This is a genomic window from Rhizobium subbaraonis (assembly GCF_900220975.1).
GTDB lineage: Bacteria > Pseudomonadota > Alphaproteobacteria > Rhizobiales > Rhizobiaceae > Mycoplana > Mycoplana subbaraonis.
The window spans coordinates 1-25,174 of sequence record NZ_OBQD01000033.1 but is presented as its reverse complement, the minus strand read 5'-3'; the positions used below and the strand labels follow the sequence as shown (position 1 = coordinate 25,174).

Sequence of the window (25,174 nt, the reverse complement as noted above, 5' to 3'; positions counted from 1 at the left end):
TCGTCATGCGCTCCTTGGAAAGAGCAACAGGCGCTCGCGCGGGATTTCGACCTGGATGACGCCGCCGGTCTGGATGCTGAGGCGCCGGACGGCATTGACGGAGAAGTCGGCGACGAGCGTACGGTCGCCGAGCCGCGGCGCGGTCAGCCGCGTGCGCCAGAACATGCCGAGGAACTCCATTTCCCGGACTTCGGCATCGATCAGGTTCTGCAGCGTGGCGGGCCGGTCGACCGCGTTGACGGCGTGGGCGTCGGCACCGTGCGGGATGATATCGACCGGGCGCACCACCGCGGTCGCGGCCTGGCCGGCGGAAAAGTCCTCCGTCGCGCAGCGGAAGGCGGAATGGCCGATCCCGATCTCGCCGTCGGCGAGCACCCTGGCGGGAAACTGGTTGGTCTCGCCGATGAAGTCGGCGACGAAGAGGGTTGCGGGGTGCCGGTAGATTTCCGTTGGCGAGCCGACCTGCTCGATGACGCCGTGGTTCATCACGACGATGCGGTCGGCCATCGCAAGCGCCTCTTCCTGGTCGTGCGTGACCATGATGGTGGTGACGCCGAGCTTTCGCTGCAGCGCCTTGATCTCATGGCGAAGGTGTACCCGGACCTTGGCGTCGAGCGCCGACAGCGGCTCGTCAAGCAGGAGCAGACCCGGCGAAATGGCTATGGCACGGGCCAGCGCGATGCGCTGCTGCTGCCCGCCGGAAAGCTGGGCGGGATACTTCTTGCTCTGGGCGGCAAGGCCGACCGTGTCCAGCAGCTCGGCGACCCGGGCGGCGATCTCCGTCTTCGAGCGGCCGGCGTTCTCCAGTCCGAAGGCGATGTTCTGCTCGATGGTAAGATTCGGAAACAGCGCATAGGACTGGAAGACGATGCCATAGTCGCGCCTGGAAGCCGGAAGCGTCGATATGTTGCGGCCGGCCTGCTCGATCTTGCCGTGCGACTGGAGATCTAGACCGGCGATGGCTCGCAGCAGGGTCGTCTTGCCGCAGCCTGACGGGCCGAGGAAACAGATGAACTCGCCCTTGTCGATGCTGAGGGAAATGTCGCGCAACGCGACAAAATCCGCATAGCTTTTCCAGAGGCCGGTGATTTCGAGGTAGGGAGCTGTCGCAGCCATAGGCTGATCTGCGGCCAAAGAGCCTGTAGGTGTCGGTTCGATCGACATGGCATGTCTCATCTGCAAGCTCCGTTGGCTGTCAGGCAATCTTCGAGAATGCGCGGGGCGAGGCACGAAAGCGTCCCGCCCCGTCGATCACGATCAGGTCTTCGGCTCGGACTTGGCGTCGTAGCGCTTCTGCCATTCCTTCAGGATGGCCCCACGGCTGTTGGCGGCCCATTCGAAGTCGTTTTCGATCATCTTGGAGGCGATATCGTTTGGCAGATGCTCGACCTGCTTGGCGACGCCCGGATAGGCGACGACGGCGTAGCCGGCATTGTACATCTCGTTGGCTTCCTTGGTGACCGACCAGTCGACCAGGGTCTTGGCCGCCTCGAGGTTCGCCGTGCCGGCGATTATCGCCGTCGCCTCGGCCTCCCAACCCGACCCTTCGGACGGGAAGATGATGTCGATCGGCGCGCCGGCGCTCTTGGCCTTGGCGCCGGGGAACTCGAACGAAACGCCGATGACGGCTTCGCCGGCACCCGCCATCTTGCAGGGCTTCGAGCCGGAATGGGTATAGGCGGAGATGTTCTCGTGGAGCTTGTCCATGAAGGACCAGGCCTTCTCCTCGCCCCACATCTGGAGCCAGCCCGAGACGTCGAGGAATCCGGTGCCGGAGGAGGCAGGGTTCGGCATTACGACATGGCCCTTGTATTCTGGCTTGGTGAGATCCTCCCAGCTCGTCGGCGCGGTCAGGCCGAGCTTTTGGCCTTCCACGGTGTTGTAGCAGAGCGCGGCGACATAGGCGTCCATGCCGACCCAGCTCGGCGGCGTGTCCTTGTCGACGAATTTCTTGTCGAGTTCTGCAACGCCCTTGGGCTCGTAGGCTTCGAGCATGCCTTCTGTCTTGAGCAGAAGCAGCGACGTCGCCGCAAGCCCCCAGACGACGTCGGCCTGTGGGTTGTCCTTTTCGGCAAGCAGTTTGGCCGTCATGACGCCGGTGGAGTCGCGCACCCAGTTGATCTTGATATCGGGGTGAGCCTTCTCGAAGGTCTCTTTATAGCGGTCGAGGTCGACGGCTTCGATTGCGGTGTAGACGGTGAGCTGGGTTTCAGCGAAAGCAATGGCGGGGAGCACGGCGGACATGGCGCCGGTCAGCATAAAAAGCATGCGTCTGTTCATGATCTAAAAACTCCTCTGAAGGCCTGGAAAAATCCGGGAAGCACGGCGGTCGATCTAGGTGTCGACCTTATGAAGTTCGGCTTCACGAGGCATTCTGCGCAGGGGTTTTCGGTAAGTAAAATTTATTATTCTTATCGTTCACAAGATAAAAGCTATATGTTATTTGCCGTTAAAACAGGCATTTAAGCCAGAATTTTTGCCGCCGACGCCCTGCCCTGCCCTCCTGCGAGCAACAAAAAAGGAGCCGCACGGAGCGGCTCCCGGAATGGGCGATCCAGCAGGGGATTGCTCAGATCACCATGGCAGGGAAAAGGTCTTGATATTGGTAAAGCTCTTCATCGCCTCGATGACACCTTCCTTGTAGCCGTTGCCCGAATCCTTGATGCCGCCGAAGGGGGACATCTCGATGCGGTAACCCGGCACTTCCCAGATGTTCACCGTGCCAACCTTGAGGCCCGCGATATACTTCTGCATGCGGCGGAAGTCGTTGGTGCACACGCCGGAGGAAAGGCCGAAGGCGGTGGAGTTGGAAAGCGCGATCAGCGCATCATCGTCGTCGGGCGCGCGCACAATCGGGATGATCGGCGCGAAGGTTTCCTCCATGATCAGTTCGCTCGAATGGGAAACCCGATCGATGACGATCGGCGGCAGGAGGGCGCCCCTGCGGCCGGGATCGTAGAGGATTTCCGCCCCCTCCTCCGCCGCCTTGTGCACGCGGCGTTCGAAGACTTCCGCCGCCCTGGCGTGGACGACCGTGCCCAGATCCGTCGTGCGGTCCATGGGATCGCCGAACTTCAGCTTCTTCGCCCGCTCCAGCACCAGCGGCACGAAGCGGTCGGCGACGCGCTCCTGGCAGAGGATGCGCTTGACCGCCGTGCAGCGCTGGCCGGAATTCTTGGTCGCGCCGGCGACCGCCAGATCCGCCGCTCTCGCAAGGTCGTCGTCCGAGAGGTCGTTCAGGATGATCAGCGGATCGTTGCCGCCGAGTTCCAGCACCTGGCGCTTGTAATGGGCATGGGCGGCGATCAGCTTTCCGACCGGCACGGAGCCGGTGAAGGTAATGAGGTCGAAATTCGGGTTGGTGATCATCTCCATGCCGATATCGCCCGGCCAGCCGGTGACGACCGAGAGCATTTCCGGCGGCAGACCGGCCTCGTAGAGGATGTCGGCGAAGACGAGCGCCGTCATCGGCGTCAGCTCCGTCGGCTTCAAGACGACGCAGTTGTTCGTCGCGATCGCGGGAGCGACCTTGTGCGCCACCATGTTTAGCGGATGGTTGAAGGGCGTGATCGCCGAAATGGCGGTCAGCGGCTCTCGGGTCGTGAAGATCTTGCGCGCCTTGCCATGGGGCGTGAGGTCGCAGGAGAATATCTCGCCGTCGTCGTGGATGCACATCTGGCCCGACAGCGTCAGCACGTCGAAGGCGCGGCCCACTTCATAAAGCGAATCCTGCTTGGAAATGCCGAGCTCGAGTGTGATGAGGTCGGAGACCTCCTCCTTGCGGGCGACCAGCAGTTCGGCCGCCTTCAGCAGGATGCGCTGGCGCTCGTAGCGCGTCAGCTTCGGCTGGCAGGCCGCTGCTATCTCGAACGCCTTCCTGGCATGTTCGGCATTGCCCGCCGGAACGGTGCCGATGACGGCATCGTTCCAGGGATAGTGGACCTCGATCCTCCGTTCGGTATCGACCATCTTGCCGGCGATCCGCATGGGCTCATGGCGGATCGCAAATCTCGTTTCCACCTTGGTCATCGCTGCCTCCTCAATGCGCCGGCTGGGCGGCCGCGACGAGCGCGTAGTAGAAGGCGTCGAAATTGCGCAGCGTACCGGCCGAAAGCAACTCCGGCAGGGGGCGGTTGGCTATGAACGGCACCTCCTGCTCGGTGAGGCCGCCATGCGAGCGTAGCGGCTCGTTGAGCGCGGCAAGGTCGTGCCGGTGCTCGCTGGTGCCGAGCGTCTTGTTTTCCGACGAGACCAGCACGATGTCGCCTATGCGGTCGTCCGGCAGCTCGAAGCGCACGCAGGCTTCCGGGCGCGACAGAACGACGTCAATGCCCTCGATGGCCTTCAGCCGTTCGATTATCTCCTCCTTGTCGGTTCCTTCCGGCAGATAGGCCGTAGCGAAGGAGCCGAGCGCACCGTGGTGCACGACATAGGGGTCGGTAATCGGCAGAATGACGCGGGCTGTGCCCTTGCCCAGCCATTCGTCGAGCAGGTCCTGCACGTAGATGACGTCGGGCGTGCCATCCGCCTTGTGCTTGGGCTTCATGCCGTGGTCGGCTGTGACGATGATCGCAGCACCCAGCGCATCCAGTTCCGCCAAGTACTTGTCGAACATCTCGTAGAAGGAATTGGCTTCAGGCACACCCGGCGCATATTTGTGCTGCACGTAGTCGGTGGTGGTCAGGTACATGACGTCCGGGCGGAACTCCTTAAGGAGCTTGACGCCGGCGGCGAAGACGAATTCCGACAGATCGGCGGAATAGACTTCCGGCACCGGACGGCCGAGCCACCCCGAGGCATTGTCGATGCCGTGCTCCGCCTTGGTCGACGTGTCCGACTTCTCCGAGGAGAAGCAGATCGCGCGGCCGTCGTCGAACTTCAGGCCATGGCCGAGCAGGGCGCGCAGCTTGTCCTTCGCCGTCACCACGGCGACCTTGGCGCCGGCATCGTAGAAAGCCTTGAAGATGGTCGGCGCGCGCAGGAAGCGCGGGTCGTTCATCATCACTTCCTTGCCGGTCGCGGGCTCGTAGAGATAGTTGCCGCAGATGCCGTGGATCGCCGGCGGTCGACCGGTGGCGATCGACAGGTTGTTCGGGTTGGTGAAGCTCGGGATGACGCTGAGCGCGGTGCGCTCCGTGCCGGTCTTGCGGATGCGTTCCAGCGTCGGCATCAGGCCGGCCTTGATGGCCTCGTCGAGATAGGCCGGCTCGCAGCCGTCGAGGCAGATGGCAATCGCCGGGACGTTCGGCCAGGGATAAGTGCGCCGGTTGACGGCGACGGTGATCTTGGAAATCTGGTTCATCGAAAGAATCCTATATTGCACTAGGCTGCAAGGCGGCTGCGTTCTTCAAGGGCAATGGCCGGGGGCGCGGCATTGTCGACGCCCATTTCGGCAAGCGAGGAGCGGGCGGCGTCCACCACGCGGCGCATGACATGCTCGTCCATGCGGCCGATGCAGCCGACCCGGAAGCTGTCCACCACCGTCAGCTTGCCGGGGTAGATGATGAAGCCCTTGTCCTTCATGAGATCGTAGAAGCGGTCGAAGGCGAAGGCCGGGTGGGCCGGGCTGAAGAAGGTGACGATAATCGGCGAGAGCCACTGGTCGGCCAAGAGCGTCTCGAAGCCGGCTTCGCGCATACCTGCCACCATGACGTCGCGGTTGCGGGCGTAGCGCGCGCCGCGGGCCGCGACGCCGCCTTCCTCACGATGGATGCGCAGTGCCTCCAAGAAGGCGGCGACGACGTGGGTCGGCGGCGTGAAGCGCCACTGGCCGCTTTTGTTCATGTAATCCCACTGGGCGTGGATATCGAGACTGAGCGAGTGGCTGCGGCCCTTGGCGGCCTCCAGTTCGCTCTTGCGGGCGATGACGAAACCGAAGCCCGGCACGCCTTCGATGCACTTGTTGGCCGACGAGACGATCGCCTCGTAGCGGAAATCGGAAACACGGGCGGGCACGGCGCCGAAGGCGCTCATCGAATCGACCAGCAGCTTGCGGCCATGAGCATAGACGGTGTCGGAGATTTCCTTCAACGGATTGAGGATGCCGGAGCTGGTTTCGCAATGAACCACTACGACATGGCTAATCGCCGGATCGGCATCGAGCGCTGTTGCTACTTCGGTCCCGCGCGGCGGCATGTAGTCGCCCTTGTCGATCACCGCATGGTCGCGGCCGAGATAGGACAGCGTCTGGGCGATGCGTTTGCCGTAGGCGCCGTTGCTCAGCACCAGAACCTTGCCGTCCTTCGGCACGAAGCTGCCGAGCATGGCCTCCACCGAGAAGGAGCCGCTGCCCTGCATGGGCACGCAGTCGAACTCGCCAGCCATGTCCCCGGCGATATCGAGCAGTTCACGGCGCAGTCTTGCCGTCATGGCGCGGAAGGCGCCGTCCCAGGAACCCCAGTCCCGCAGCATCGCTTCCTTGACTTCGTAAGCCGTCGTCAGCGGGCCCGGAGTGAGAAGGTAAGGCTCGCCGAGTCTCGGCGTTTCAAGGGGCGCGCTGGTGCTGTCAGAAGCGGTGTTCGGCATGGTCCGTCCTCACGTTTGGCATATCCGAGACCGACAATGCAGTGGAAAGATATATATGTAAAATCGTTCTTTTGTATAAATGTATCGTTTTAACTTATGAAACTATGCCGCCGGCACCAGGCGGCTTTCCAGGAGGTCGCCGGTCTCGCGCAGGCGCGGATAGGCCATGGTCGTGACCAGCGAATTGACCTCCTTCAGCGCGCGCACGATCTCCAGATGCATGTCGCTGGACTGGATGGAGGCGGCAAGGCCCTGACGCAGACGCTCGAGATGGTTCTTGCTGCTTGTCTGCACGAGATGGCGCACATACTCCTTCTGCCGCACCATCTCGCGGGCGATGACGGGATCGGGCGAGACGAGCAGATTGGCGGCGAGCCGGACATTGGAAAACACCGCGCCATGCAGCAGCGTCAGTTCCCGCCAGCCTTCCTGTGAAAAGGCCCCTGCGCCTTCCAGGCGCTCCTGCGCAATCTGCAGCAGGTTCTTTGCGACCACGTCGCCGGCATATTCGAGATGGATCGCCGCCTCGGTCAGTTCGATACCGCGCCGGGATTGCTCCTCGGTGAGCACGCCGCGGTTGACCGCCGCGATATAGAGCTTGATCTCGCTATGAGCCCGATGAATATCGCCGTCCACGCGCCGAAGCGCCTGTACCGTTTCCGGCGTCGGCGACTGGATGACCGTCATGAGCGGCTCCAGCATCCGGGTGATGAGGTTGCCCATATGCAGTACTTCCCTCGCTGCGGCAGCAAGCGCTTGCGCCGGCTTGTCGATCAGCGAGCGGTCGAGCGCGCTGACATGAGCCGTCAGGTCGCCCGCGCCCGTTGCTTCCGGCGTGAGAAGCCGGACAAAACGTCCCATCAGGCCGCAGCCGACAAGCCCGATGACGACGAGCACGGCGTTGAAAAGCACATGCAGGTTGACGAGCCTGGCGGCGACCGTATCGCCGGGTAACCAGTCGAACGGCGCATGCAGCGAAAAAAGCGCGAAGATCGCGGCGCTGAACAGCCCGCGGAACAGAAGGTTGCCCAGCGGCAGGCGCCGCCCCTCGACCGGCAGGCCGCGGGTTAGCCACAGCGCAATCAGCCCGCCGCCGAGATTGACGCCGAGGACCAGCGGAATGCCGACATCGAGCGGCACGATGCCCTTCGCCGCGAAGGTCAGGATGAGCAGGATCGCCGCCACGCTGGAGTGTAGCGCCCAGGTGAAGACGGCCGCCAGGATCATCACCGTCAGCCCGTCCTTACCGAGATAGGCGATGGCGGACGGCAGCAGCGGGCTTTGCGCCAGCGGCAGCGTGGCATGGCCGATCATCTGCAGCGACAAGAGCAGGAGGCCGATGCCGAGCACGGAGCGTCCGGCTTCGATCGCCTTGCGCGAACGCGCCTTCAGGTGGAGCAGACCGCCGCCGGCTATGAGCAGCGGCGCCAGCCAGTGCAGGTCGAAGGACAGAATCTTGACAACCAGCGCCGAGCCGAGATCGGCGCCGAGCAGCACCGCGAGCCCCGCATCGAGCGCCAGCGCGCCGCTGACAGCAAAGCCGGCCGCGAGCATTGCGACCGCCGTCGAGCTTTGCAGGGCGATTGCCACGAGACAGCCGTAGAAGGCGGCGCGCAGCCTTCCCCCGCCACCGCCGACCGTGCGCGCCACCATATCGCCCGAGGCCGCTTCGACGCCCTTCTTCACCAGGCTGACGGCGTAGAGCAAAAGGACGGTGGCGGCGGCAAGCTCAAGGGCGACGGCCGGAAGATTCATGGGGCGCGCTCCGCAAGGAGAGTGGAAATCCCCAATTTATCTTTTGCCGCTTTACATAAATCAAATCGTTCCTTTTAATAAATGCATAGACTGAAGCTATCGAAAGCTTTCCCTCATGCGCTATGTGCAACTCCGAGCCTTTCACAACGTGGCCATCCACGGGGGCTTTTCGCGCGCCGCCGAGGCGCTGTTCCTCACCCAGCCGGCGGTGTCGGATCAGGTGCGCAAGTTGGAGGAGGAATATGACGTCCTGCTCTTCAACCGCAACAAGAAGCAGGTGACGCTGACCCAGGCCGGCCAGCAGCTTCTCGAAATCACCCGCCGCATGTTCGACGTCGAGCAGCAGGCGCTCGACCTCCTGTCTGAATCGCGAGCGCTCCGCGCTGGGAAGCTGCGCATCGTCGCCGACGCTGCCCACCACCTCCTGCACATCCTCGCCGCCTTCCGCCGTGCCTACCCATCAGTGCAGGTCTCGATCGACGCCGGCAACACGGAAACGGTCACCACCAGCTTGCATGCTTATGAAGCGGATATTGGCGTGCTTGGCGAGATTCCCCAGTCCAGCGATTTTGAGGTTCTCAAGCTGAACTCGACACCGATTATCGCATTTGCAAGCCGCGATTACCCGTTGGGGGACACGAAGAGGATATCGTTCTCCGAGCTTGCACAGCACCCTCTGGTCATGCGCGAACGGGGCTCCAAGACCCGCCAGAAACTCGAAATCATGGCAGAGCAATGCGGCGTGCCTCTGACTCCGCTTATCCAGGCGGAGGGTCGCGAGGCCGTCCGGGAAATCGTCGCAGCAGGCGGAGGTATAGGCTTTGTCTCCTCCGCAGAATTCGGACAGGACAGTCGCCTCGTTCCTATAGAGATAGATGCACCCGAGATGCTGATGGATGAAGCCCTCATCTGCCTGCGCGAGCGCGCTAACGGCAAGCTTGTCAACGCATTCTTCGACATTGCCCGCAAACTCGCGTCCGCACCAATGTAAGTCGAATACAAGCTTGAAATCGTCCTAGGCTTTTGAAAGGGGTGCGAACCTTTACACCGAGCCAGATAACCTCCTGTGGCTGCCAGGTTGCACTATCCGCTGTTGCGCCCCGTTCAATTGTCACTTTCGGTGCCCGGGCGGGTGTGACAGACAGCTTCGGGTTTAGCTTGAGACCATGTGAGCGCCGCTTCACTCCGCAGTATCTGGCCGAAACACCGCTGGCGAATTTTCAGCTCGGCATGGCTTTAGACAACGGCTATCTCGAAACCACCTGAGAAGCTTCCCGTGCAGACGCAATGAGATCGACTGCCAGCTTGCGCTCCGCCTGAAGCTTTGAGAATCGTGATTTCAACGTTGATATGTTGATCGCACCGACAGGCTCGTCACGGCCCGCAAAAACAGGAGCCGAAAGAGAGATGCTGTCCACGTCTTCCATTTTCTCGGTAATGGACACCCCCCTGCGGCACGCGCAACCGAAGCGACGAAAAGACGAGGGTCAGGCCCGGCGTCCTCGTCCGTGAACGTCTCATCCGCGTGATCCATCGCGTCCTTCCATTCCCAGCACGGTTTGTCGGTCGTTCGAGTAGTTCCTTCGGCTAGAAGACGCCAGCCGAAGTTGGCGATCGTATTACGGGCATCTCAGATATTTTTCGGCGGACCTCCAAACATCCGGATCAAGACGGATTTGGGGCTGCAGTGCGTGGGAGCGCCGATCTCACCCACGCGTCTACCCCGAGGTTTGACTTTTCAGAAGCCATGCGTCAGAGCGGCTACCCTTGCGCTGCCTGTTGCTGCGTTGAAGAAAACGAAGTGATTACAGTGTCTTGGTCTTAGAGTCTGCTTCCTATTGACATTTGTCGATAGCATGTTGAATATTGTCAACGTCGATGGCGGCCGAGTTCTGTCCATCGGCGGCTCGCTCCACGGGCCGATCAGGAGGAGAGACGTTGGAATACCTGCTAGACGTGGAAGGACTGCAGAAGTCCTTTGGTGGTGTCGCAGCCCTGCGAAACGGCCGCCTACAATTGCGTGCGGGGTCCGTGCACGCCCTTTGCGGCGGCAACGGCGCCGGCAAATCCACTTTCCTGAAGATCCTGATGGGCATCCTGACGCGCGATGGCGGCCACATCCGTCGCCGTGGCCAGGAGGTCGCCTATTCGACGCCGGCTGAGGCGCTGGCCGCAGGCATCGCCATCATCGAACAGGAACTCAGCCCGATCCCGCACATGACCGTGGCCGAGAACATCTATCTCGGCCGCGAGCCGTCAGCGCGCTTCGGCGGCATCGACTTCAAGACGATGAACCGGAATGCGCAGGCGCTTCTCGATCGGCTGGAATTCGACATCCGCGCCAACCAGTTCATGATGAACCTTTCGGTCGCGCAGGTGCAGCTCGTCGAAATTGCAAAGGCGCTCAGCCATGACGCCGAAGTCATCTTCATGGACGAGCCGACGTCGGCGATCGGCGAGAAGGAAGCCCAGCAGCTGTTTTCGGCGATCGAGCGCCTGAAGGCCGAGGGCAAGGCGATCGTTTATGTCTCCCACCGGCTCTCGGAGATCTTCCAGATCGCCGATGCCTACACCGTCTTCCGCGACGGCAGCTACGTCGGCAGCGGCAACCTGGCCGACATCGACCGGCCCGAACTGATCCGCATGATCGTCGGGCGCGAGCTCGGCGAGGAATACATCAAGACGAACGCGCCCACCGGCATTGCCGGCCTGGAGGTCTCGAACCTGACCATTCCCGGCAAGATAAAGGATATCTCTTTTACCGCCCACAAGGGCGAAATCCTTGGCATCTACGGTCTCATGGGATCCGGCCGCACGGAAATCTTCAACTGCCTGTTTGGCCTCGACACCGCTTCGGAAGGCGGCATCAAGCTGGATGGCGAGGCGATTTCGGTCTCAAGGCCCGCGGATGCGATGGCGCGCGGGCTGGCCTTCGTCACCGAGGACCGGAAGCTCACCGGCCTCAACCTCACCGACAGCGTGCGCAATAACATCTGCCTGGCCAGCCTGCCGGAGATGAGCCCGCGCTTTTCGATGAACCGGCGGATGGAGATGGCGGCCAGCCAGGACATGATCAAGCGCTTCGCCATCAAGGCGGCGCGCGACACCATGTCGGTATCCGGCCTTTCGGGCGGCAACCAGCAGAAGGTCGTGCTTGGCAAGTGGTTCCTGCGCAACCCGAAGGTCCTGCTCCTCGACGAGCCGACCCGTGGCGTGGATGTGGGGGCCAAGCGGGAGATCTATCGCATTATCTGCGATTTCGCCGAACAGGGCGGAACGGTCGTCATGATCTCGTCGGAGATCGACGAAGTGCTCGGCATGTCCGACCGCATCCTGGTGATGCGCCAAGGCCGTTCAGCCGGAATTTTCCGCAGGGAAGAGACGGACGCGCAATCGCTCGTCCATCTGTCCACCTAAGCGGCAAGCCGGACTGCAGAACAAACGTCCGGTACGAGAGAGGAAACCCAAGTGTCCACGACAGATAACAATTCATCCACGGCCTGGCTGGGTTCGGACCGCCGCAGGCTGATCATCCAGGAATACGGCATCTTTCTCGCCTTCCTGCTGCTGGCCTTCATCCTTTCGGTGTCGAACCAGTACTTCCTGACGCCGGGCAACATCTCCAACGTCCTGCTGCAGACGTCCATCAACGGAATTCTCGCGATCGGAATGACCTTCGTCATCCTGACGCGTGGCATCGACCTTTCCGTCGGTTCCGTCGTGGCACTCGCCGGCATCGTCTCTGCAAGCTTCGCCACGACCTCGGCAACCGCCGGCATCGTCGGCGCGCCGTACTCGCCCTTCGTCGCTCTGCCGATCGGCCTTTTCGTTGGCATCGCCTGCGGCGCGATCGTTGGCATCATCGTGTCACGCTTTTCGGTCCCGGCCTTCGTCGCCACCCTCGGCATGCTGTCGGCTGCACGCGGCATGACGCTGATCTATGGTGGCGGCAAGCCCGTGCCGGCGCTGACGCCCGACTTCCGCTGGATCGGTACCGGCAGCGTCTTCGGCGTGCCGATGCCCGTCGTGCTCTTCGCCGTGGTGTTCCTGGTGTCCTGGTACGTGCTCAACCGCACCCGCTTCGGCCGTTACATCTATGCCGTCGGCGGCAATCCGCATGCCGCCAACACGTCGGGCATCAATGTCAGCCGCCTGCGCTTTTCGGTCTATGTGATTTCCGGCGGCCTGTCCGGACTTGCCGGCATGATCCTGTCGGCGCGCACCGGCTCCGCCCTGCCCCAGGCCGGTATCGCCTACGAGCTCGATGCGATCGCGGCGGTCGTCATCGGCGGCACCAGCCTTTCGGGCGGCGTGGGTCGCATTACGGGCACGCTGATCGGCGCCCTGATCATCGGTGTCATGAACAACGGCCTCGATCTGATGGGAATCCAGTCCTACTACCAGCAGGTCCTCAAGGGAGCCCTGATCGTCGGCGCCGTCATGCTCGACCAGAAGCGCAACATGGGCGGCTGACCCCGAAGCTTTTCAAGAAATACGGGTGTCTATCACCCGTGCATAGAACGGTGCACCGCGTCGGTGGCCGGAATCCCAATGGAGGAGACTGATAATGAAGAAACTTTTGATTGCGCTGGCTGCCGCCACGGCACTCATGGCATCGCCTGGCCTGGCGCAGGACAAGCTGAAGATCGGCGCGGCCCCTTACGGCCTGAATGCCGAATTCATGCAGATCTGGTCCGCCGCACTCGAGCAGCACCCGGCCGTCAAGAGCGGCGAAGTCGAACTGACGGTCTTCGACGGTCGCTACGATGCGCTGGTCCAGCAGGAACAGTTCAACACGATGATCACGCAGCAGTTCGACGCGATCGTCTTCGTGCCGATCGACGTCGAGGCCGGCGCGACCGCCGTCCAGGCTGCCTACGAAGCCGGTATCCCGGTCGTCGGCTCCAACACCCGTGTTAATTCCGACCTGCTTGCCGCCTATGTCGGCTCCGACGACACCGTTTCCGGCTACATGGAAGCCAAGACGGTTCTGGACAAGATCGGCTGCAAGGGCAACGTCGTCATCCTCGAAGGCCCGATCGGCCAGTCCTCGCAGATCTCCCGCCTCGAAGGCAACCAGAAGGCGCTTGCCGAGTGCCCGGACGTCAAGGTTCTCGAACAGCAGACCGCCAACTGGTCGCGTGCTGAAGCTCAGACGCTGATGGAAAACTGGCTGACGGCGCATCCCGGCCAGATCAACGGCGTCATCGGCCAGAATGACGAGATGGCGCTGGGCGCCATCGAAGCCATCAAGGCTGCCAAGCTGAACGTCGGCGACTTCGCCATTGCCGGCATCGACGGCATCACGGATGCACTGAATGCCGTCAAGGAAGGCACGATGACCTCGATCCTTCAGGACGCCCGTGCGCAGGCTCAGGGTGCGCTCGATCTGGCGATCTTCCACGCCAGGAAGGGCGACTACAAGCCGCAGTCCGACATCTGGGCCCAGTATCCGGACATGCCGTTCAACGACGGCAAGGACAAGAACTACAATGTACCGTGGACCCCTGTCACCACCGACAACGCCGACAAGTTGATCGAGTCGCGCCAGTAAACGAAGATGAACGCGGGACGGCCATGCCGTCCCGCACCCCATGACAAGATCGAGGCTTGCAAGACAATGACCGATACCGCTCCAGAAATTGACCTGAACTTCCCGCTGTCCGGCAAAGTCGCCCTGGTGACGGGCGGAGCGTCCGGCATTGGCGCCGCGATCTCCGAAGCCTTCATCGCCAAGGGCGCCAAGGTCGCCGTCCTCGACATCAACGCCGACGTTGCGAAGGCCAAGGCCGACGCGCTGGGAGACGACGCGAAGCCGTTTGTCTGCGACGTATCGAACCCCCAGTCGGTGAATGAGGCCGTCGCCGGCGTCGTCGCCGCCTTCGGCGGCATAGACATCGCCGTCAACAGCGCCGGCGTCGTCTTCCTCGCGCCCGCCGAAGACCTTTCCCTCGGCGACTGGGACAAGACCATCAACATCAATCTCAAGGGCAGTTTCCTCGTCACCCAGGCGGTCGGCAAGGCGATGATCGCGGCCGGCAAGGGCGGCAAGATCGTCAACCTCGCATCCCAGGCCGGCACGGTTGCGATCGAGGAGCACGTCGCCTATTGCGCCTCGAAGTTCGGCGTCATCGGCATGTCCAAGACGTTTGCCGCCGAATGGGGCAAGCATGGCATCCGCGTGAACACGATCTCGCCGACCATCGTCCTGACCGAACTCGGCAAGAAGGCATGGTCCGGCGAGAAGGGCGAAGCCGCCAAGAAGCGAATTCCGGCAGGCCGGTTCGCCTATCCGCAGGAAATTGCCGCCGCCGCCGTCTTCCTCGCCTCGGCCGGCGCAGACATGATCAACGGCGCCGATCTGCTGATCGACGGCGGCTATACGATCCTCTAAGCCGCACGCCCGTTCCACAGGAGTTAACATGCAGCGTTTCGTCAACAATCCGGACCTGGTCGTAGAAGATACCGTGAGCGGCTTCGTCAAGGCCCATTCGGATATCGTCCGCCTGGCCGAAAACCCCCGCGTCGTCGCAGCCAGGAACGCGCCGATCGTCGGCAAGGTCGGCGTCGTCACCGGCGGCGGGTCCGGCCACGAGCCGGCCTTCATCGGTTACACCGGCAAGAACATGCTGGATGCGGTAGCCGTCGGCGAGCTCTTCTCGTCGCCGACCGCGAAGAGCTTCCACGACGCCATTCGCGAGGCCAACGGCGGCAAGGGCGTGATCGTGCTTTACGGCAACTATGCCGGCGACAACATGAACGTCAAAATGGCCACCAAACTGGCGGCCAAGGACGGCATCGACATCGCGACGGTCGTGGCCAACGACGACGTCTGCTCCGCTCCGCCTGAAGAGCGCGAGAAGCGGCGCGGCGTTGCCGGCGAAATCTTCATGTGGAAGATCGGCGGCGCCAAGGCTGCCACCGGCGCGACGCTGGAGGAAGTGCGCGTCACCGCCCAGAAGGCGATCGACAGCTGCCGTTCGATCGGCGTAGGCCTCGGCCCCTGCACGTTGCCGGCCGTCGGCCATCCGAACTTCCAGATCGAGCCCGGCACCATGGAAGTGGGCATCGGCCATCACGGCGAGCCGGGCGTCCGAGTCGAGCCGCTGAAGACCGCCGCAGAGGTTGCCAAGGACATGTGCAAGATCGTCCTCGACGATCATGACCTGCCGGCCGGCACCGAAGTGGCCGTCCTCGTCTCCGGCCTCGGCGCCACGCCGATCAACGAGCTTTACATCCTCAACGACACGATCGAGCAGGAAATCAGCGCGCGCGGCCTGAAAATCTACAAGACCTATGTGGGCAATTACTTCACATCGCTCGAAATGGTCGGCGCAACCCTCACCGTGATGGCTCTCGATTCGGAACTGAAAGAGCTTCTCGACGTCGAGGTCCGTTGCACCACCGTTTTGTAAGGAGGCGGATCAATGCAGACACTGAACAATGCCAGCGCTGGGGGCATCGTGCTCGCCATGGCCGATCGCATCGTTGAAAACCGCGCCTATCTGAGCGAGATCGACGGCAAGATCGGCGATGGCGACCATGGCGTCAACATGGCCAAGGGCTTCGGCATGGCCGCCGAACGGCTGAAGGGCAAGGACCTTTCTCTCGCAGCGTCGCTGGAGACGCTCGGCACCATCCTGATGACGGAGATCGGCGGCTCGATGGGCCCGCTCTACGGGGTGATGTTCACCGAGTTCGCCGAAAAACTGGAGGGCGTGGACGCGATCGACGCTGCCGCCTACAGCCGCATGCTGCATGCCGGCCTCGAAGGTATCCAGTCGATCGGTTCGGCGAAGGTCGGCGACAAGACGCTGCTGGACACCTTCGTGCCCGCAGTCGAAGCCTTCGACGCGGCGGCTGCCGACGGCAAGTCCTTCGGCGAAGCCCTTGATGCGCTGGTGGCCGCGGCCGAGACCGGCCGGGATTCGACAATCAATCTCGTTGCCAAGATCGGCCGTGCCAGCCGCCTGGGCGAGCGCTCGCTCGGCGTCTTGGACGCCGGCGCAACGTCCTGCGCCATCATTTTGAAGGAATTGTCGGAAGGAGCGCGCGACCGGCTGCAATAGCCGGCGCTACCGTCCGCAGCATCGATAGCCTCCCAAGGCGGCGTGGCCGGGCTGGCAACGGCCCGGTCACGCTTTGATTTGTGCATAGTGCGCAGAAACATTGCAATGGCATTGCATTGCTTCCATCCTCGCCCCACAAAGCCGGAACGCGCAGGGAACCATGGCAAGCAAGACCTCTCCCACAGGCAAATCGACGGCCGGAAAGACCGGGCAGACGGACGTGGCGGACGCGATGCCGCTTCGCTACGGTGACGACCCCTATGTCTGGGCGTGCTGGCTCTATTACGAGGAAGGCCGCACCCAGCACGACATTGCCGAAATCATGGGTATCTCGCGCGCCACGGTGAACAGTTACCTTGCCGATGCCCGCAGCCGCGGCATCGTCAACATCTCGCTGGAACCCTCGCGCCTGAGTTCGCTTGCGATCGCCCAGGAGCTGAAACGCCATTTCGGCCTGCTGGACTGTCTCGTCGTGCCGAGCGACGACGGTTCGCGCACGCTTATCGACCGGCTGGGAACGGCCGGCGGGCAGGCGGTGGCGAAACTCTTGAAGTCTGGCGATACCCTTGCCGTCGCCTGGGGCCGTACCGTCCTTGCGATCGCCGGGAACACTGCGGTGACGGGCCTGCAGGACGTGACCATCGTGCAGGCAACAGGTGGCACCCGGGCGAGCTTTGCCTACACGCCGGAGCTCTGCGCCTCGGCCATGGCGGAGGCGACCGGCGCAAAGCTGATCAACATTGCCGCGCCCGCGATCGTTTCCAACGCCGAAGTTCAGTCAGCCTTCCTGCGCGAACCGCTGATCGAAGAGCAGTTTGCGGCACTCGGCCGCGCAAACAAGGCGCTCTTCGGCGTCTCCTCGCTTCGGCCGAACTCCACCATCCACACCAGCGGCTTTTTCGAATCCGTATCGATCCAGCACTATCTGGCGAAGAACGCGGTCGGCGTCGTCGCCGGCCGGTTCATCGATCCGCAGGGCCGAGCTGTCGCCGGCCCGCTCGACGAGAGGACGATCGGCATCTCCCTCGACATGTTGCAGAAGATCGGGATGCGGATCGCAGTCGCCGGTGGCTTCGACAAGGTGCCGGCAATCCTTGCCGCATTGCGGGGCGGGTTCATCAATGTGCTGATCACTGATGCTGCGACAGGCAGGGGAATCCTGAACGCGGACGGCGTTACTGAGGTTGACCAGAGGCTGGCCCAGCGCACGCGGGGCGAAGGCCCCCTGCCCCTTCCCAGCAATGTTCGAACCCACATCAAGAAGTTCCTCAACAATCCGGACCAGGTGGTCGACGAGATGCTGGAGGGCGTGCTCAAGGCGCATGCAGACTATATTACTCCGATCAAGGGCTCGAACCGCGCCCTTGTCGCCCGCAAGGGGCCCCGCGCCGGCAAGGTCGGCCTCGTCATCGGGGGCGGAACGGGGCACGAACCCTGCTTCCTCGGCTATGTCGGCAAGGGGCTGGCCGATGCCGTTGCCGTCGGCAACATCTTTTCGTCCCCTCCCCCCGGCCCCATCCTCGAATGCGCACGCGCCGCCTCGGGCGGGCAAGGCGTCCTCTTCGTCTACGGCAACTATGCCGGCGACGTGATGAACTTCGAGATGGCGGCTGAGATGGCGCAGGAGGAAGACATTCCTGTCCGCACCGTGCTGACCACAGACGACATCGCCTCGTCGCCGGTCGAAGACAGGGATGGAAGGCGCGGCGTTGCCGGCAATTTCTTCATGTTCAAGATCGCCGGTGCAGCATGCGATCGTGGCCTGGCGCTCTCCGAGTGCGAAGCCGTGACGCGGAAAGCCAACGACCGCACGTTTACGATCGGCGTTGCGCTTGAGCCATGCTCGTTGCCGCAAACCCGACGTCACAATTTCGAGATCGGTCCCGACGACATCGAGATCGGCATGGGGATCCATGGCGAACGCGGGGTGGTGCGCGACAGGATGATGAGCGCCGACCAGATCACCGACCGGATCATCGATAGGATCTTCGGAGAAATGAACGCCCAGCCGGGTGACCGGGTGGCCGTGCTGGTGAATTCCTTCGGCGCAACGCCGCTGATGGAGCTCTACATCCTGTTCCGCCGCGTGGAGCAAAGGCTGAGCGCCAAGAACATCACCATTGCGGCGAACTGGATTGGTCATTACTGCACCTCGCTTGACATGGTTGGCGCATCCATTTCCATTCTGCACCTCGACCAGGAACTGTCCGATCTGCTGCTGTATCCCTGTGATAGCGCCGCCCTCAGGATCAATTGATAAGGTTGCTGCAGCGCCTCGTGATAAAGGCGGACAACGCAGAGAATATTCGGAGGCAATACATGGCGGAATCGGCATCTCGCTTTCTCAGCCGCATGTTTCAGCTCATCGCCATGGCCATGCAGGCGGAGAAGGACCATCTTTCCGAGCTCGACGGGGCGGTGGGCGATGCCGACCATGGCATCACCATGGCTCTGGGCTTTGCCGCGGTGAACAGTGCCGTCGCCAAGCTTGATCTCGACAAGGCCTTTCCCTCGGAGGTTCTTTCTGCCGCCGCGTCGGCATTTCTCGATGCCGTCGGCGCCTCCACCGGTCCGCTTTATGCCACCGCCTTCCGCAAGGCGGCCCAGGTGCTGAAGCAGGACGAAAGCCTTTCGCCTGCAGGACAGGTCGCGATCGTCGAGGCTATTGCGCAGGGTATCAAGGATCGCGGCAAGGGCCAGCGCGGCGACAAGACGATGCTGGATGCGTGGATACCGGCCATGGAAGCCGCGGTCGCAGCGCGCGAGCGTGGTGCGGAGCCGGACGAGATGTGGCGCGATATCGTCGCCGCCGGAGAGACCGGGGCGAATTCCACCCGCTCTATGGTCGCTGCCCGCGGTCGCGCCGCCAGACTGGGCGAGCGGTCGCTCGGCCATGTCGATCCAGGTGCCGCCTCCGCCGTCATCATCCTCCGGGCGATGAGAGATACCTTCTCCTGACGGAGAGGGCCCGGGGTGCCTTCCTCCCGATCGAAACCAAATCGGTCGGATAGAGCTGAAGGCCGCCTGCGAAGGAATGACGCACCCCGATGACACCCTGTCCAGGGTTGCGGTTGCGGTATGTCAAACGGTGTCTCCGGCGTGGCGATAGGGTGCTGCGGACGAGGCCGCCCCGGCTTCGCATGCAGGAGCAAAGAGAATGACCATGATCGCCCGGTCCCTCGCCGGCGCGGCAGTCCTGGCCGCCGCCCTGTGCGGCCACGCCTTCGCCGCGGACTTCGAAATCCATATGTTGAACAAGGGCCGGGACGGAACGATGGTATTCGAGCCGTCGTCGCTCAGGATCGCCAGGGGCGACACTGTAACCTTCGTCCCCACGGACAAGTCACACAATGCCGAGACCCTTCCGGGCCTGCTGCCGGACGGTACCCAGCCCTTCAAGGGCAAGATGAACGAGACACTCAAGGTCACCTTCGATACGCCCGGCGCCTATGGTGTCAGGTGCATGCCGCATTTCGGAATGGGCATGGTTGCGCTCGTCGTCGTCGACGACGGATCGGCCAACATCGGTGCGGTCAAAAGCGCGAAGATGCCGAAAAAGGCTCGCGAGCGCATGGATGAGGCGATCGCCGCCTTAGGGCTCTAGTTCTTCGATCCAGGCATCGGTGGCTCTGTCGCCGATGCCGCTGGCGGTATAATCGTCCGCCCGCGGACAAGCGCAGCGGTATTCGCATCGCCGCCCGGCAATCTTCAAGCGCGCCCACAAGGGCCCGCCACCCGGACCATTTCGCCAGTCGCCTAAGACCAGGCTGAAGTTTTCATCCCACCGGTAGACGCTCGAAACCTGACCCGCCGAAAGCCGGCGGGTTGCCGGACTTACGCGCACGATCCGCCGCGTTCGGGGGCAGTTTGGCAGCGCTCGCCATTGGCCGAAATGCGGGTCGCTCGGTTGCGTGGCGGAAAAATTCCACTTCTGCTAATGGAATATAACTTGACTTTTTTTATCACGATTATTACGGCGATTATGTCTCAAGGTGATGCTCGCGGGTTGTCCTCGCAGCAAGAGCCCTGAAAATTTGAAATTATACCAATAGTTTAGTCCGACCGGCATTGCCGGCCGGAGCCGATCCCTCATGTCTGAAGAAGGCCGCTTTCCGTGGATTTTCTGATCTGGCCCGCCAGTGACGTTACGGTTTCCTATTGCCGGACAGCGCTGCGGCTGCTGCACTTCGGCGGCCTTGTGCTCGGCGCAGGCGGAGCGGTCTATGTCGATCTTCTGATTCAGCGATACAGCCGCAAGGGCATGACGGATGAGGCATTCGGCCTCCTTGCGGCGACCAGCCAGTTGGTGGCCGTGGGGCTGGCGCTGCTATGGATCTCGGGACTTGGCTTTCTCGTGCTCTACGGCCTCGCCGAGCCTGCAAAACTGAACAATCCCAAGATCTACGCCAAGATGACGATCGTGGCGATGCTGTCGGCGAACGGCGTCTTCGTGCACAGACTGGTCATGCCGTTCATGCGCCAGCGCATCGGCCGGCCGTTGATGGCGGGCCTGCATTCGCGCGTGCGCTTTGCGCTCATCGCCTGCGCCAGTGTGTCGATCGTTTCCTGGTCGATGCCGGCCGTGCTCGGCGCGGCACCGCAGCTGAACGTCGTGGCGCCGTACTGGTCCATCATGGCCGTCTACGCGCTTCTTCTCCTTCTCGGCTTCGCTGTCATCGCTCTGGTGATGACCGAGGCGGGCGCTCTCAGAAACAAGAGCGATGAAAACATGCGGATGCCCTTCGCGCCGGCCCTGAGAGAGGGCGCGGCAGAGTGATCCATCGCAACTTCTCAATCAAACCGACGCCCATGCGGCAGCCGCAAGCGTCCTTCAACATTCAATATCATTGGCTGGGGTGCACATCATGACAGTTCAAGTCGGCGCAGGAAATCACTACTCGCTGTTCTACAAGGACGGCGTAGTCTACTCGGTGGGCGAAAACAACGAAGCCCAGCTCGGTCGCGGCACGCAGACGGACGTGGGCGTTGCCTGGGCCGATATGGGCACCGTCAACCTGCCGGAAGGCTTCACCGGCGAGATCGTCGCGATTTCCGCCGGCATGCTGCACGGCGCGTTCCTGACGGCGTCCGGCGAGGTCTACACCTGGGGCGACAACAACCTCGGCAAGCTCGGGCTCGGAACGACCACAAATTACGAGAGCCTGGTGCCGCAGAAGGTCGAGGCCCTGAACGGCGTCACCATCGCCTCGATCTACATGACGAACGGGGCCAGCTACGCGATCTCAGATGCCGGCGTCCTCTATGCCTGGGGGCAAAACAGCAATGGCCAGCTCGGCATTGGCAGCCTCGACAACCAGGGCTCTCCCGTGGCGCTGGATGCGAGCGCGTTCGGCGGCGAAAAGGTCGCAAGCCTGGCCTGGGGCACGAGCTTTGCGCTCGTCCTGACGGAAGGCGGCGAAGTCTACGCCATGGGGTCCGGCGTCCAGGGCCAGCTTGGCAACGGCACGTCCGGCGCAGGCACGCGTTCGAACGTGCCCGTTCTCGTCGATATTCCCGGGACGGTCGCCAAGGTTGCCGCCGGCACGAATACCTCGATCGCCATCACCACAGACGGAAAGGTCTGGGGTTGGGGACAGTCCGACTACGGACAACTGATCAAGGGCACGATCGTCGATGGCGTTCTGACGGACGCGGAGACATCCAACAGCTCCACACCGTTCGAGATCCAGGGCCTTCCCGACAATGTCGTCGACGTCCACATCGGCTCGCGTTGGGCAATCGCGCTGACGGACGATGGCGAAGTCTGGGCCTGGGGCCGCAACGATGAAGGCTGGCTCGGCCTTGAAACATCAACCGGCGCCATCACCACGCTGATCGCGCCGACGAAGATACCGGGCTTCGAAGGGATCGACATCGTCAGCATTTCCGGCGGCCCGAACCACTCGCTGGCCGTCGACGCCGACGGCAACGTCTATGGCTGGGGCAACATGAACCAGGGTCGCCTGGGCACGGAGCAGGAGGCCAACACCTGGGCGTCCGGTCCGATCCTGATCCCGCTGGAGAGTGATGACCGTACCGTCGTCATCGGCACGACCGAGGGCGATGGCGCGCTGTCCGGCGGCACGCTCGCCGGGGACAAGATCGGCTTCTCGATCTACGGCTTCGGCGGCAATGACAAAATCGAAGGCAGCGCTGGCAGCGACTACCTGAATGGCGGCGTTGGCGACGACACCATCAATGGCGGCGACGGCGACGACACGCTGCTCGGCGCTGGCGGCAATGACGTCCTAGCCGGGGGCGGCGGCAACGATACCATCGATGGCGGCGCCGGTACGGATACGGCCTATTTCGACGGCGAATTCGTGTTCGGCCCGGGGGGTACCTACAGCTTTGCCGGTGGGACGGGCGGCAATCCGCTTGTCGTCACCGACAGCCGCGCGACGGGCGGGACGGGCGTCGACACGCTGACCAATGTCGAAATCCTCAAGTTCAACAACATGACCTACGACTTCGTCAACCACAAGGCGAACTACACGCCCACCGATCTGGCGCTGGATGCCGCGGAGATCCTGGACACGGCCGGCCACGGCGCGGTTGTCGGCTCGCTCGTCGTGACGGATGGGGATACGAGCGATACCCACACCTTTACGCTGCTCGACGATGCCGACGGATTGTTCGTTCTCGACGGCACATCGATCAAGGTTGCGGGCCCTCTCTCGGCGGACGACTATACGCTGCGCGTCCGTGTGACTGACGGAGCCGGAAATACCTTCGAAAAGGACCTGACGGTCGCCGTCACCGAGGCGGCGGAAACGATCACCATCGATGCCTCGAGCGCCTCGTCCGGCATTGATCTGGAAGCGTTCATTCGCGGCGGTTTCGCATCCGATACCACCGGAGGCGGCTTCCCGGTGTTCGACAACGGTTCGACCTTCTCCGGCGAGGAGATGTTCATCGGCTACGGCAGCGAGGCAACCTCCAAATATGTGCTTGCGCACGGCAGCCTGGAGTACTCCTTCGCGACCCATACCGTTGCCGGCACGGCCAACACCATCGAGTACGGCACGCGCGGTTCGGGCAGCTACGATACCGACGGCTACTTCTCCGGCGGCAATGTCGAATTGAGGATCACCGGGCTCAACCTTTCCAACGCGAAACCGACCAACGCCGAGGAAGAGGCTGAAATCGAGGCGAATGGCCCGATCCACAACTTCACCTTGGCGCATATGTATGGGGCGGCGACTGCGTCGACCCAGGGGCGTTATGACACGTTTGCGGATTCGCTTGACGCCTATGCACAGCACTTCAAGGGCTCGGCCTACGCCGACATCTATGTCGGCACGAAGTTCAATGACACGATCGAAGGCGGTGCAGGCAACGATTTCCTCGCTGGCGGCGGCGGCAACGATACGATCGACGGCGGCGCGGGCACCGACATCGTCTATTTCGACGGCACCTTCGGCGGGCCCTCCGGCAACTACAGCTTTACCGGCGGTACGGGCGGCAATCCGCTGATCGTCACGGACAAGCGCGCGACCGGTGGCACGGGCATCGACGTGCTCACCGGTGTCGAGATCCTGAAGTTCAACAACCTCACCTACGATTTCGCCAACCACAAGGCCAACTACACGCCGACTGATCTGGCGCTGGACGATGCAGAGGTGAGTGCCGAAGCCGCGGTCGGTACGGTTGTCGGCTCGCTGGTCGTGACCGACCGGGATGCCGGCGACACATTCAGCTACACGCTTCTCGACAATGCCGGCGGGCTGTTTGCCATCGATGGGTCGTCGATCAAGGTCGCCGGCGCCCTGGAGGCCGACGCGTACACTGTAAGCGTCCGCGTCGTCGACAGTGCTGGCAATACGTTCGACAAGGAGCTCACCATCGATGTCCTGCCGAACACGGCTCCGGTCATAACCTCCAACGGCGGTGGTGCGACTGCCTCGGTGAACGTTGCGGAGAACAAGACGGCAGTCACGACCGTCAAGGCGACGGACGTCGAATCGGCGGCCCTGACCTACTCGATCGCAGGTGGGGCAGACGCAAACCTCTTCACCATCAATGCTTCCACCGGGGCACTTTCGTTCAAGGATGCCCCCGACTTCGAAGCACCAAAGGACTCCGGCAAGGACAACGTCTACAACGTGACGGTCAAGGCGAGCGACGGGAAGCTCTCGGATACCCAGGCGATCGCCGTCAAGGTCACCGACGTCAACGAGGCGCCCGTGTTCAGCGGTGGAGCGTCCGTTTCGGTGAACGTTGCGGAGAACAAGACGGCAGTCACGACCGTCAAGGCGCCGGACCCGGAAAAGAAGGCGATCACCTATTCGATCGCGGACGGCGCCGACAAGGCGCTGTTCAATATCGATGCCAAGACGGGTGCGCTTTCGTTCAAGTCTGCGCCTGACTTCGAAAATGCCAAGGATGCGGGCAAGGACAATGTCTACAACGTCACGGTGAAGGCGAGTGACGGAGCGCTCTCCGACACCCAGTCGATTGTCGTCAAGGTCACTGACGTCAACGAGGCACCGACCTCGCCTGCGCTGTCGGACACCAGCGTCAAGGAGAACGTCGCCGTCGGCACCACCGTCGGCACGCTGTCGGCCAAGGACCCGGAAGGCAAGACGCTGACCTACAAGCTGACCGACAACGCCGGCGGCCTGTTCAAGCTCGATGGCAACAAGCTCGTCACCGCCAGGGCGGTCGACTACGAGACGGTCAAGTCCGGCAAGGTCACCGTCGCGGTCTCCGACGGTGTCAACACGGTGGCCAAGACCTTCACCATCGGCGTCCAGGACGTCAACGAGGCCCCGACGTCGCTTGCCCTGTCGGGCACGAGCGTCAAGGAGAACGTCGCCGTCGGC

At 62.6% G+C, this 25,174-nt stretch carries 19 protein-coding genes; 12 read left to right on the top strand and 7 right to left on the bottom strand.

Annotated elements, in window-relative coordinates; translation table 11 throughout:
• Positions 1 to 3: 3 nt before the first annotated feature.
• The 6 genes from CRO48_RS28765 to CRO48_RS28740 all read right to left on the bottom strand — a co-directional run bounded on the left by CRO48_RS28765 (position 4) and on the right by CRO48_RS28740 (position 8,280).
• Positions 4 to 1,116 (bottom strand): putative 2-aminoethylphosphonate ABC transporter ATP-binding protein, encoded by a 1,113-nt coding sequence (locus tag CRO48_RS28765; protein WP_245423703.1) that lies wholly within the window; start codon positions 1,114 to 1,116, stop codon positions 4 to 6.
• Positions 1,117 to 1,257: 141 nt separating this feature from the next.
• Positions 1,258 to 2,280: a putative 2-aminoethylphosphonate ABC transporter substrate-binding protein gene (locus tag CRO48_RS28760; protein WP_097143117.1), complete on the bottom strand. Its 1,023-nt coding sequence runs from the start codon at positions 2,278 to 2,280 to the stop codon at positions 1,258 to 1,260.
• A gap of 294 nt (positions 2,281 to 2,574) precedes the next feature.
• Positions 2,575 to 4,029: a phosphonoacetaldehyde dehydrogenase gene (gene phnY, locus CRO48_RS28755; protein WP_097143116.1), complete on the bottom strand. Its 1,455-nt coding sequence runs from the start codon at positions 4,027 to 4,029 to the stop codon at positions 2,575 to 2,577.
• Positions 4,030 to 4,039: 10 nt separating this feature from the next.
• On the bottom strand, positions 4,040 to 5,302 hold the full coding sequence (gene phnA, locus CRO48_RS28750) for a phosphonoacetate hydrolase (protein WP_097143129.1): 1,263 nt from the start codon (positions 5,300 to 5,302) through the stop codon (positions 4,040 to 4,042).
• A gap of 20 nt (positions 5,303 to 5,322) precedes the next feature.
• Positions 5,323 to 6,525: a 2-aminoethylphosphonate--pyruvate transaminase gene (locus tag CRO48_RS28745; RefSeq protein WP_097143115.1), complete on the bottom strand. Its 1,203-nt coding sequence runs from the start codon at positions 6,523 to 6,525 to the stop codon at positions 5,323 to 5,325.
• Between the two features lie 102 nt (positions 6,526 to 6,627).
• A complete protein-coding gene (locus CRO48_RS28740; protein ID WP_097143114.1) occupies positions 6,628 to 8,280 on the bottom strand; it encodes a Na/Pi cotransporter family protein in 1,653 nt (550 codons plus the stop codon).
• 115 nt (positions 8,281 to 8,395) lie between these two features.
• Between CRO48_RS28740 and CRO48_RS28735 the strand changes: the two genes are divergently transcribed.
• Positions 8,396 to 9,271 carry a LysR substrate-binding domain-containing protein gene (locus CRO48_RS28735; RefSeq protein WP_097143113.1) on the top strand — a complete coding sequence of 292 codons (876 nt, stop codon included), beginning with the start codon at positions 8,396 to 8,398 and terminating at the stop codon, positions 9,269 to 9,271.
• Between the two features lie 256 nt (positions 9,272 to 9,527).
• Here CRO48_RS28735 and CRO48_RS33600 read toward each other — a convergent pair whose 3' ends face one another.
• Positions 9,528 to 9,725 (bottom strand): IclR family transcriptional regulator domain-containing protein, encoded by a 198-nt coding sequence (locus CRO48_RS33600; RefSeq protein WP_407071963.1) that lies wholly within the window; start codon positions 9,723 to 9,725, stop codon positions 9,528 to 9,530.
• A 493-nt stretch (positions 9,726 to 10,218) separates the two neighbouring features.
• Between CRO48_RS33600 and CRO48_RS28725 the strand changes: the two genes are divergently transcribed.
• From CRO48_RS28725 to CRO48_RS33325, 11 genes are all read left to right on the top strand, one after another.
• Positions 10,219 to 11,697, top strand: coding sequence for a sugar ABC transporter ATP-binding protein (locus tag CRO48_RS28725; RefSeq protein WP_097143111.1), 1,479 nt, complete (start codon positions 10,219 to 10,221; stop codon positions 11,695 to 11,697).
• A 51-nt stretch (positions 11,698 to 11,748) separates the two neighbouring features.
• Positions 11,749 to 12,753, top strand: coding sequence for an ABC transporter permease (locus tag CRO48_RS28720; protein ID WP_097143110.1), 1,005 nt, complete (start codon positions 11,749 to 11,751; stop codon positions 12,751 to 12,753).
• 94 nt (positions 12,754 to 12,847) lie between these two features.
• Positions 12,848 to 13,834 (top strand): substrate-binding domain-containing protein, encoded by a 987-nt coding sequence (locus tag CRO48_RS28715; RefSeq protein ID WP_097143109.1) that lies wholly within the window; start codon positions 12,848 to 12,850, stop codon positions 13,832 to 13,834.
• Positions 13,835 to 13,900: 66 nt separating this feature from the next.
• Positions 13,901 to 14,674 carry an SDR family oxidoreductase gene (locus CRO48_RS28710; RefSeq protein ID WP_097143108.1) on the top strand — a complete coding sequence of 258 codons (774 nt, stop codon included), beginning with the start codon at positions 13,901 to 13,903 and terminating at the stop codon, positions 14,672 to 14,674.
• A 28-nt stretch (positions 14,675 to 14,702) separates the two neighbouring features.
• Positions 14,703 to 15,695 carry a dihydroxyacetone kinase subunit DhaK gene (locus CRO48_RS28705; protein WP_097143107.1) on the top strand — a complete coding sequence of 331 codons (993 nt, stop codon included), beginning with the start codon at positions 14,703 to 14,705 and terminating at the stop codon, positions 15,693 to 15,695.
• Between the two features lie 12 nt (positions 15,696 to 15,707).
• The gene (gene dhaL / locus CRO48_RS28700) at positions 15,708 to 16,349 is read left to right on the top strand and encodes a dihydroxyacetone kinase subunit DhaL (protein ID WP_097143106.1); all 642 of its coding nucleotides are present in this window, start codon (positions 15,708 to 15,710) and stop codon (positions 16,347 to 16,349) included.
• A gap of 160 nt (positions 16,350 to 16,509) precedes the next feature.
• The gene (locus CRO48_RS28695) at positions 16,510 to 18,606 is read left to right on the top strand and encodes a bifunctional sugar-binding transcriptional regulator/dihydroxyacetone kinase subunit DhaK (RefSeq protein WP_097143105.1); all 2,097 of its coding nucleotides are present in this window, start codon (positions 16,510 to 16,512) and stop codon (positions 18,604 to 18,606) included.
• Between the two features lie 62 nt (positions 18,607 to 18,668).
• Positions 18,669 to 19,307 (top strand): dihydroxyacetone kinase subunit DhaL, encoded by a 639-nt coding sequence (dhaL, locus tag CRO48_RS28690; RefSeq protein ID WP_097143104.1) that lies wholly within the window; start codon positions 18,669 to 18,671, stop codon positions 19,305 to 19,307.
• 199 nt (positions 19,308 to 19,506) lie between these two features.
• Positions 19,507 to 19,953, top strand: a complete 447-nt coding sequence (locus tag CRO48_RS28685) for a pseudoazurin (protein WP_097143103.1) — start codon at positions 19,507 to 19,509, stop codon at positions 19,951 to 19,953.
• Positions 19,954 to 20,463: 510 nt separating this feature from the next.
• Entirely contained in the window at positions 20,464 to 21,126 is a 663-nt protein-coding gene (locus tag CRO48_RS28680) for a hypothetical protein (RefSeq protein WP_097143102.1), read from the top strand.
• Positions 21,127 to 21,214: 88 nt separating this feature from the next.
• Positions 21,215 to 25,174 (top strand): RCC1 domain-containing protein (locus CRO48_RS33325; protein WP_210202043.1); only part of this gene is annotated, 3,960 nt, incomplete at its 3' end.

What these genes read in the sequence shown, in the direction of transcription:
- CRO48_RS28695 (WP_097143105.1), top strand. Translation starts at nt 16,510, where the DNA reads ATGGCAAGCAAGACCTCTCCCACAGGCAAATCGACGGCCGGAAAGACC.
- phnA (WP_097143129.1), bottom strand. Translation starts at nt 5,302, where the DNA reads ATGAACCAGATTTCCAAGATCACCGTCGCCGTCAACCGGCGCACTTAT.
- CRO48_RS28735 (WP_097143113.1), top strand. Translation starts at nt 8,396, where the DNA reads ATGCGCTATGTGCAACTCCGAGCCTTTCACAACGTGGCCATCCACGGG.
- CRO48_RS28715 (WP_097143109.1), top strand. Translation starts at nt 12,848, where the DNA reads ATGAAGAAACTTTTGATTGCGCTGGCTGCCGCCACGGCACTCATGGCA.
- CRO48_RS28745 (WP_097143115.1), bottom strand. Translation starts at nt 6,525, where the DNA reads ATGCCGAACACCGCTTCTGACAGCACCAGCGCGCCCCTTGAAACGCCG.
- CRO48_RS28710 (WP_097143108.1), top strand. Translation starts at nt 13,901, where the DNA reads ATGACCGATACCGCTCCAGAAATTGACCTGAACTTCCCGCTGTCCGGC.
- CRO48_RS28760 (WP_097143117.1), bottom strand. Translation starts at nt 2,280, where the DNA reads ATGAACAGACGCATGCTTTTTATGCTGACCGGCGCCATGTCCGCCGTG.
- CRO48_RS28705 (WP_097143107.1), top strand. Translation starts at nt 14,703, where the DNA reads ATGCAGCGTTTCGTCAACAATCCGGACCTGGTCGTAGAAGATACCGTG.
- dhaL (WP_097143104.1), top strand. Translation starts at nt 18,669, where the DNA reads ATGGCGGAATCGGCATCTCGCTTTCTCAGCCGCATGTTTCAGCTCATC.
- phnY (WP_097143116.1), bottom strand. Translation starts at nt 4,029, where the DNA reads ATGACCAAGGTGGAAACGAGATTTGCGATCCGCCATGAGCCCATGCGG.
- CRO48_RS28740 (WP_097143114.1), bottom strand. Translation starts at nt 8,280, where the DNA reads ATGAATCTTCCGGCCGTCGCCCTTGAGCTTGCCGCCGCCACCGTCCTT.
- CRO48_RS28765 (WP_245423703.1), bottom strand. Translation starts at nt 1,116, where the DNA reads ATGGCTGCGACAGCTCCCTACCTCGAAATCACCGGCCTCTGGAAAAGC.
- CRO48_RS28685 (WP_097143103.1), top strand. Translation starts at nt 19,507, where the DNA reads ATGACCATGATCGCCCGGTCCCTCGCCGGCGCGGCAGTCCTGGCCGCC.
- dhaL (WP_097143106.1), top strand. Translation starts at nt 15,708, where the DNA reads ATGCAGACACTGAACAATGCCAGCGCTGGGGGCATCGTGCTCGCCATG.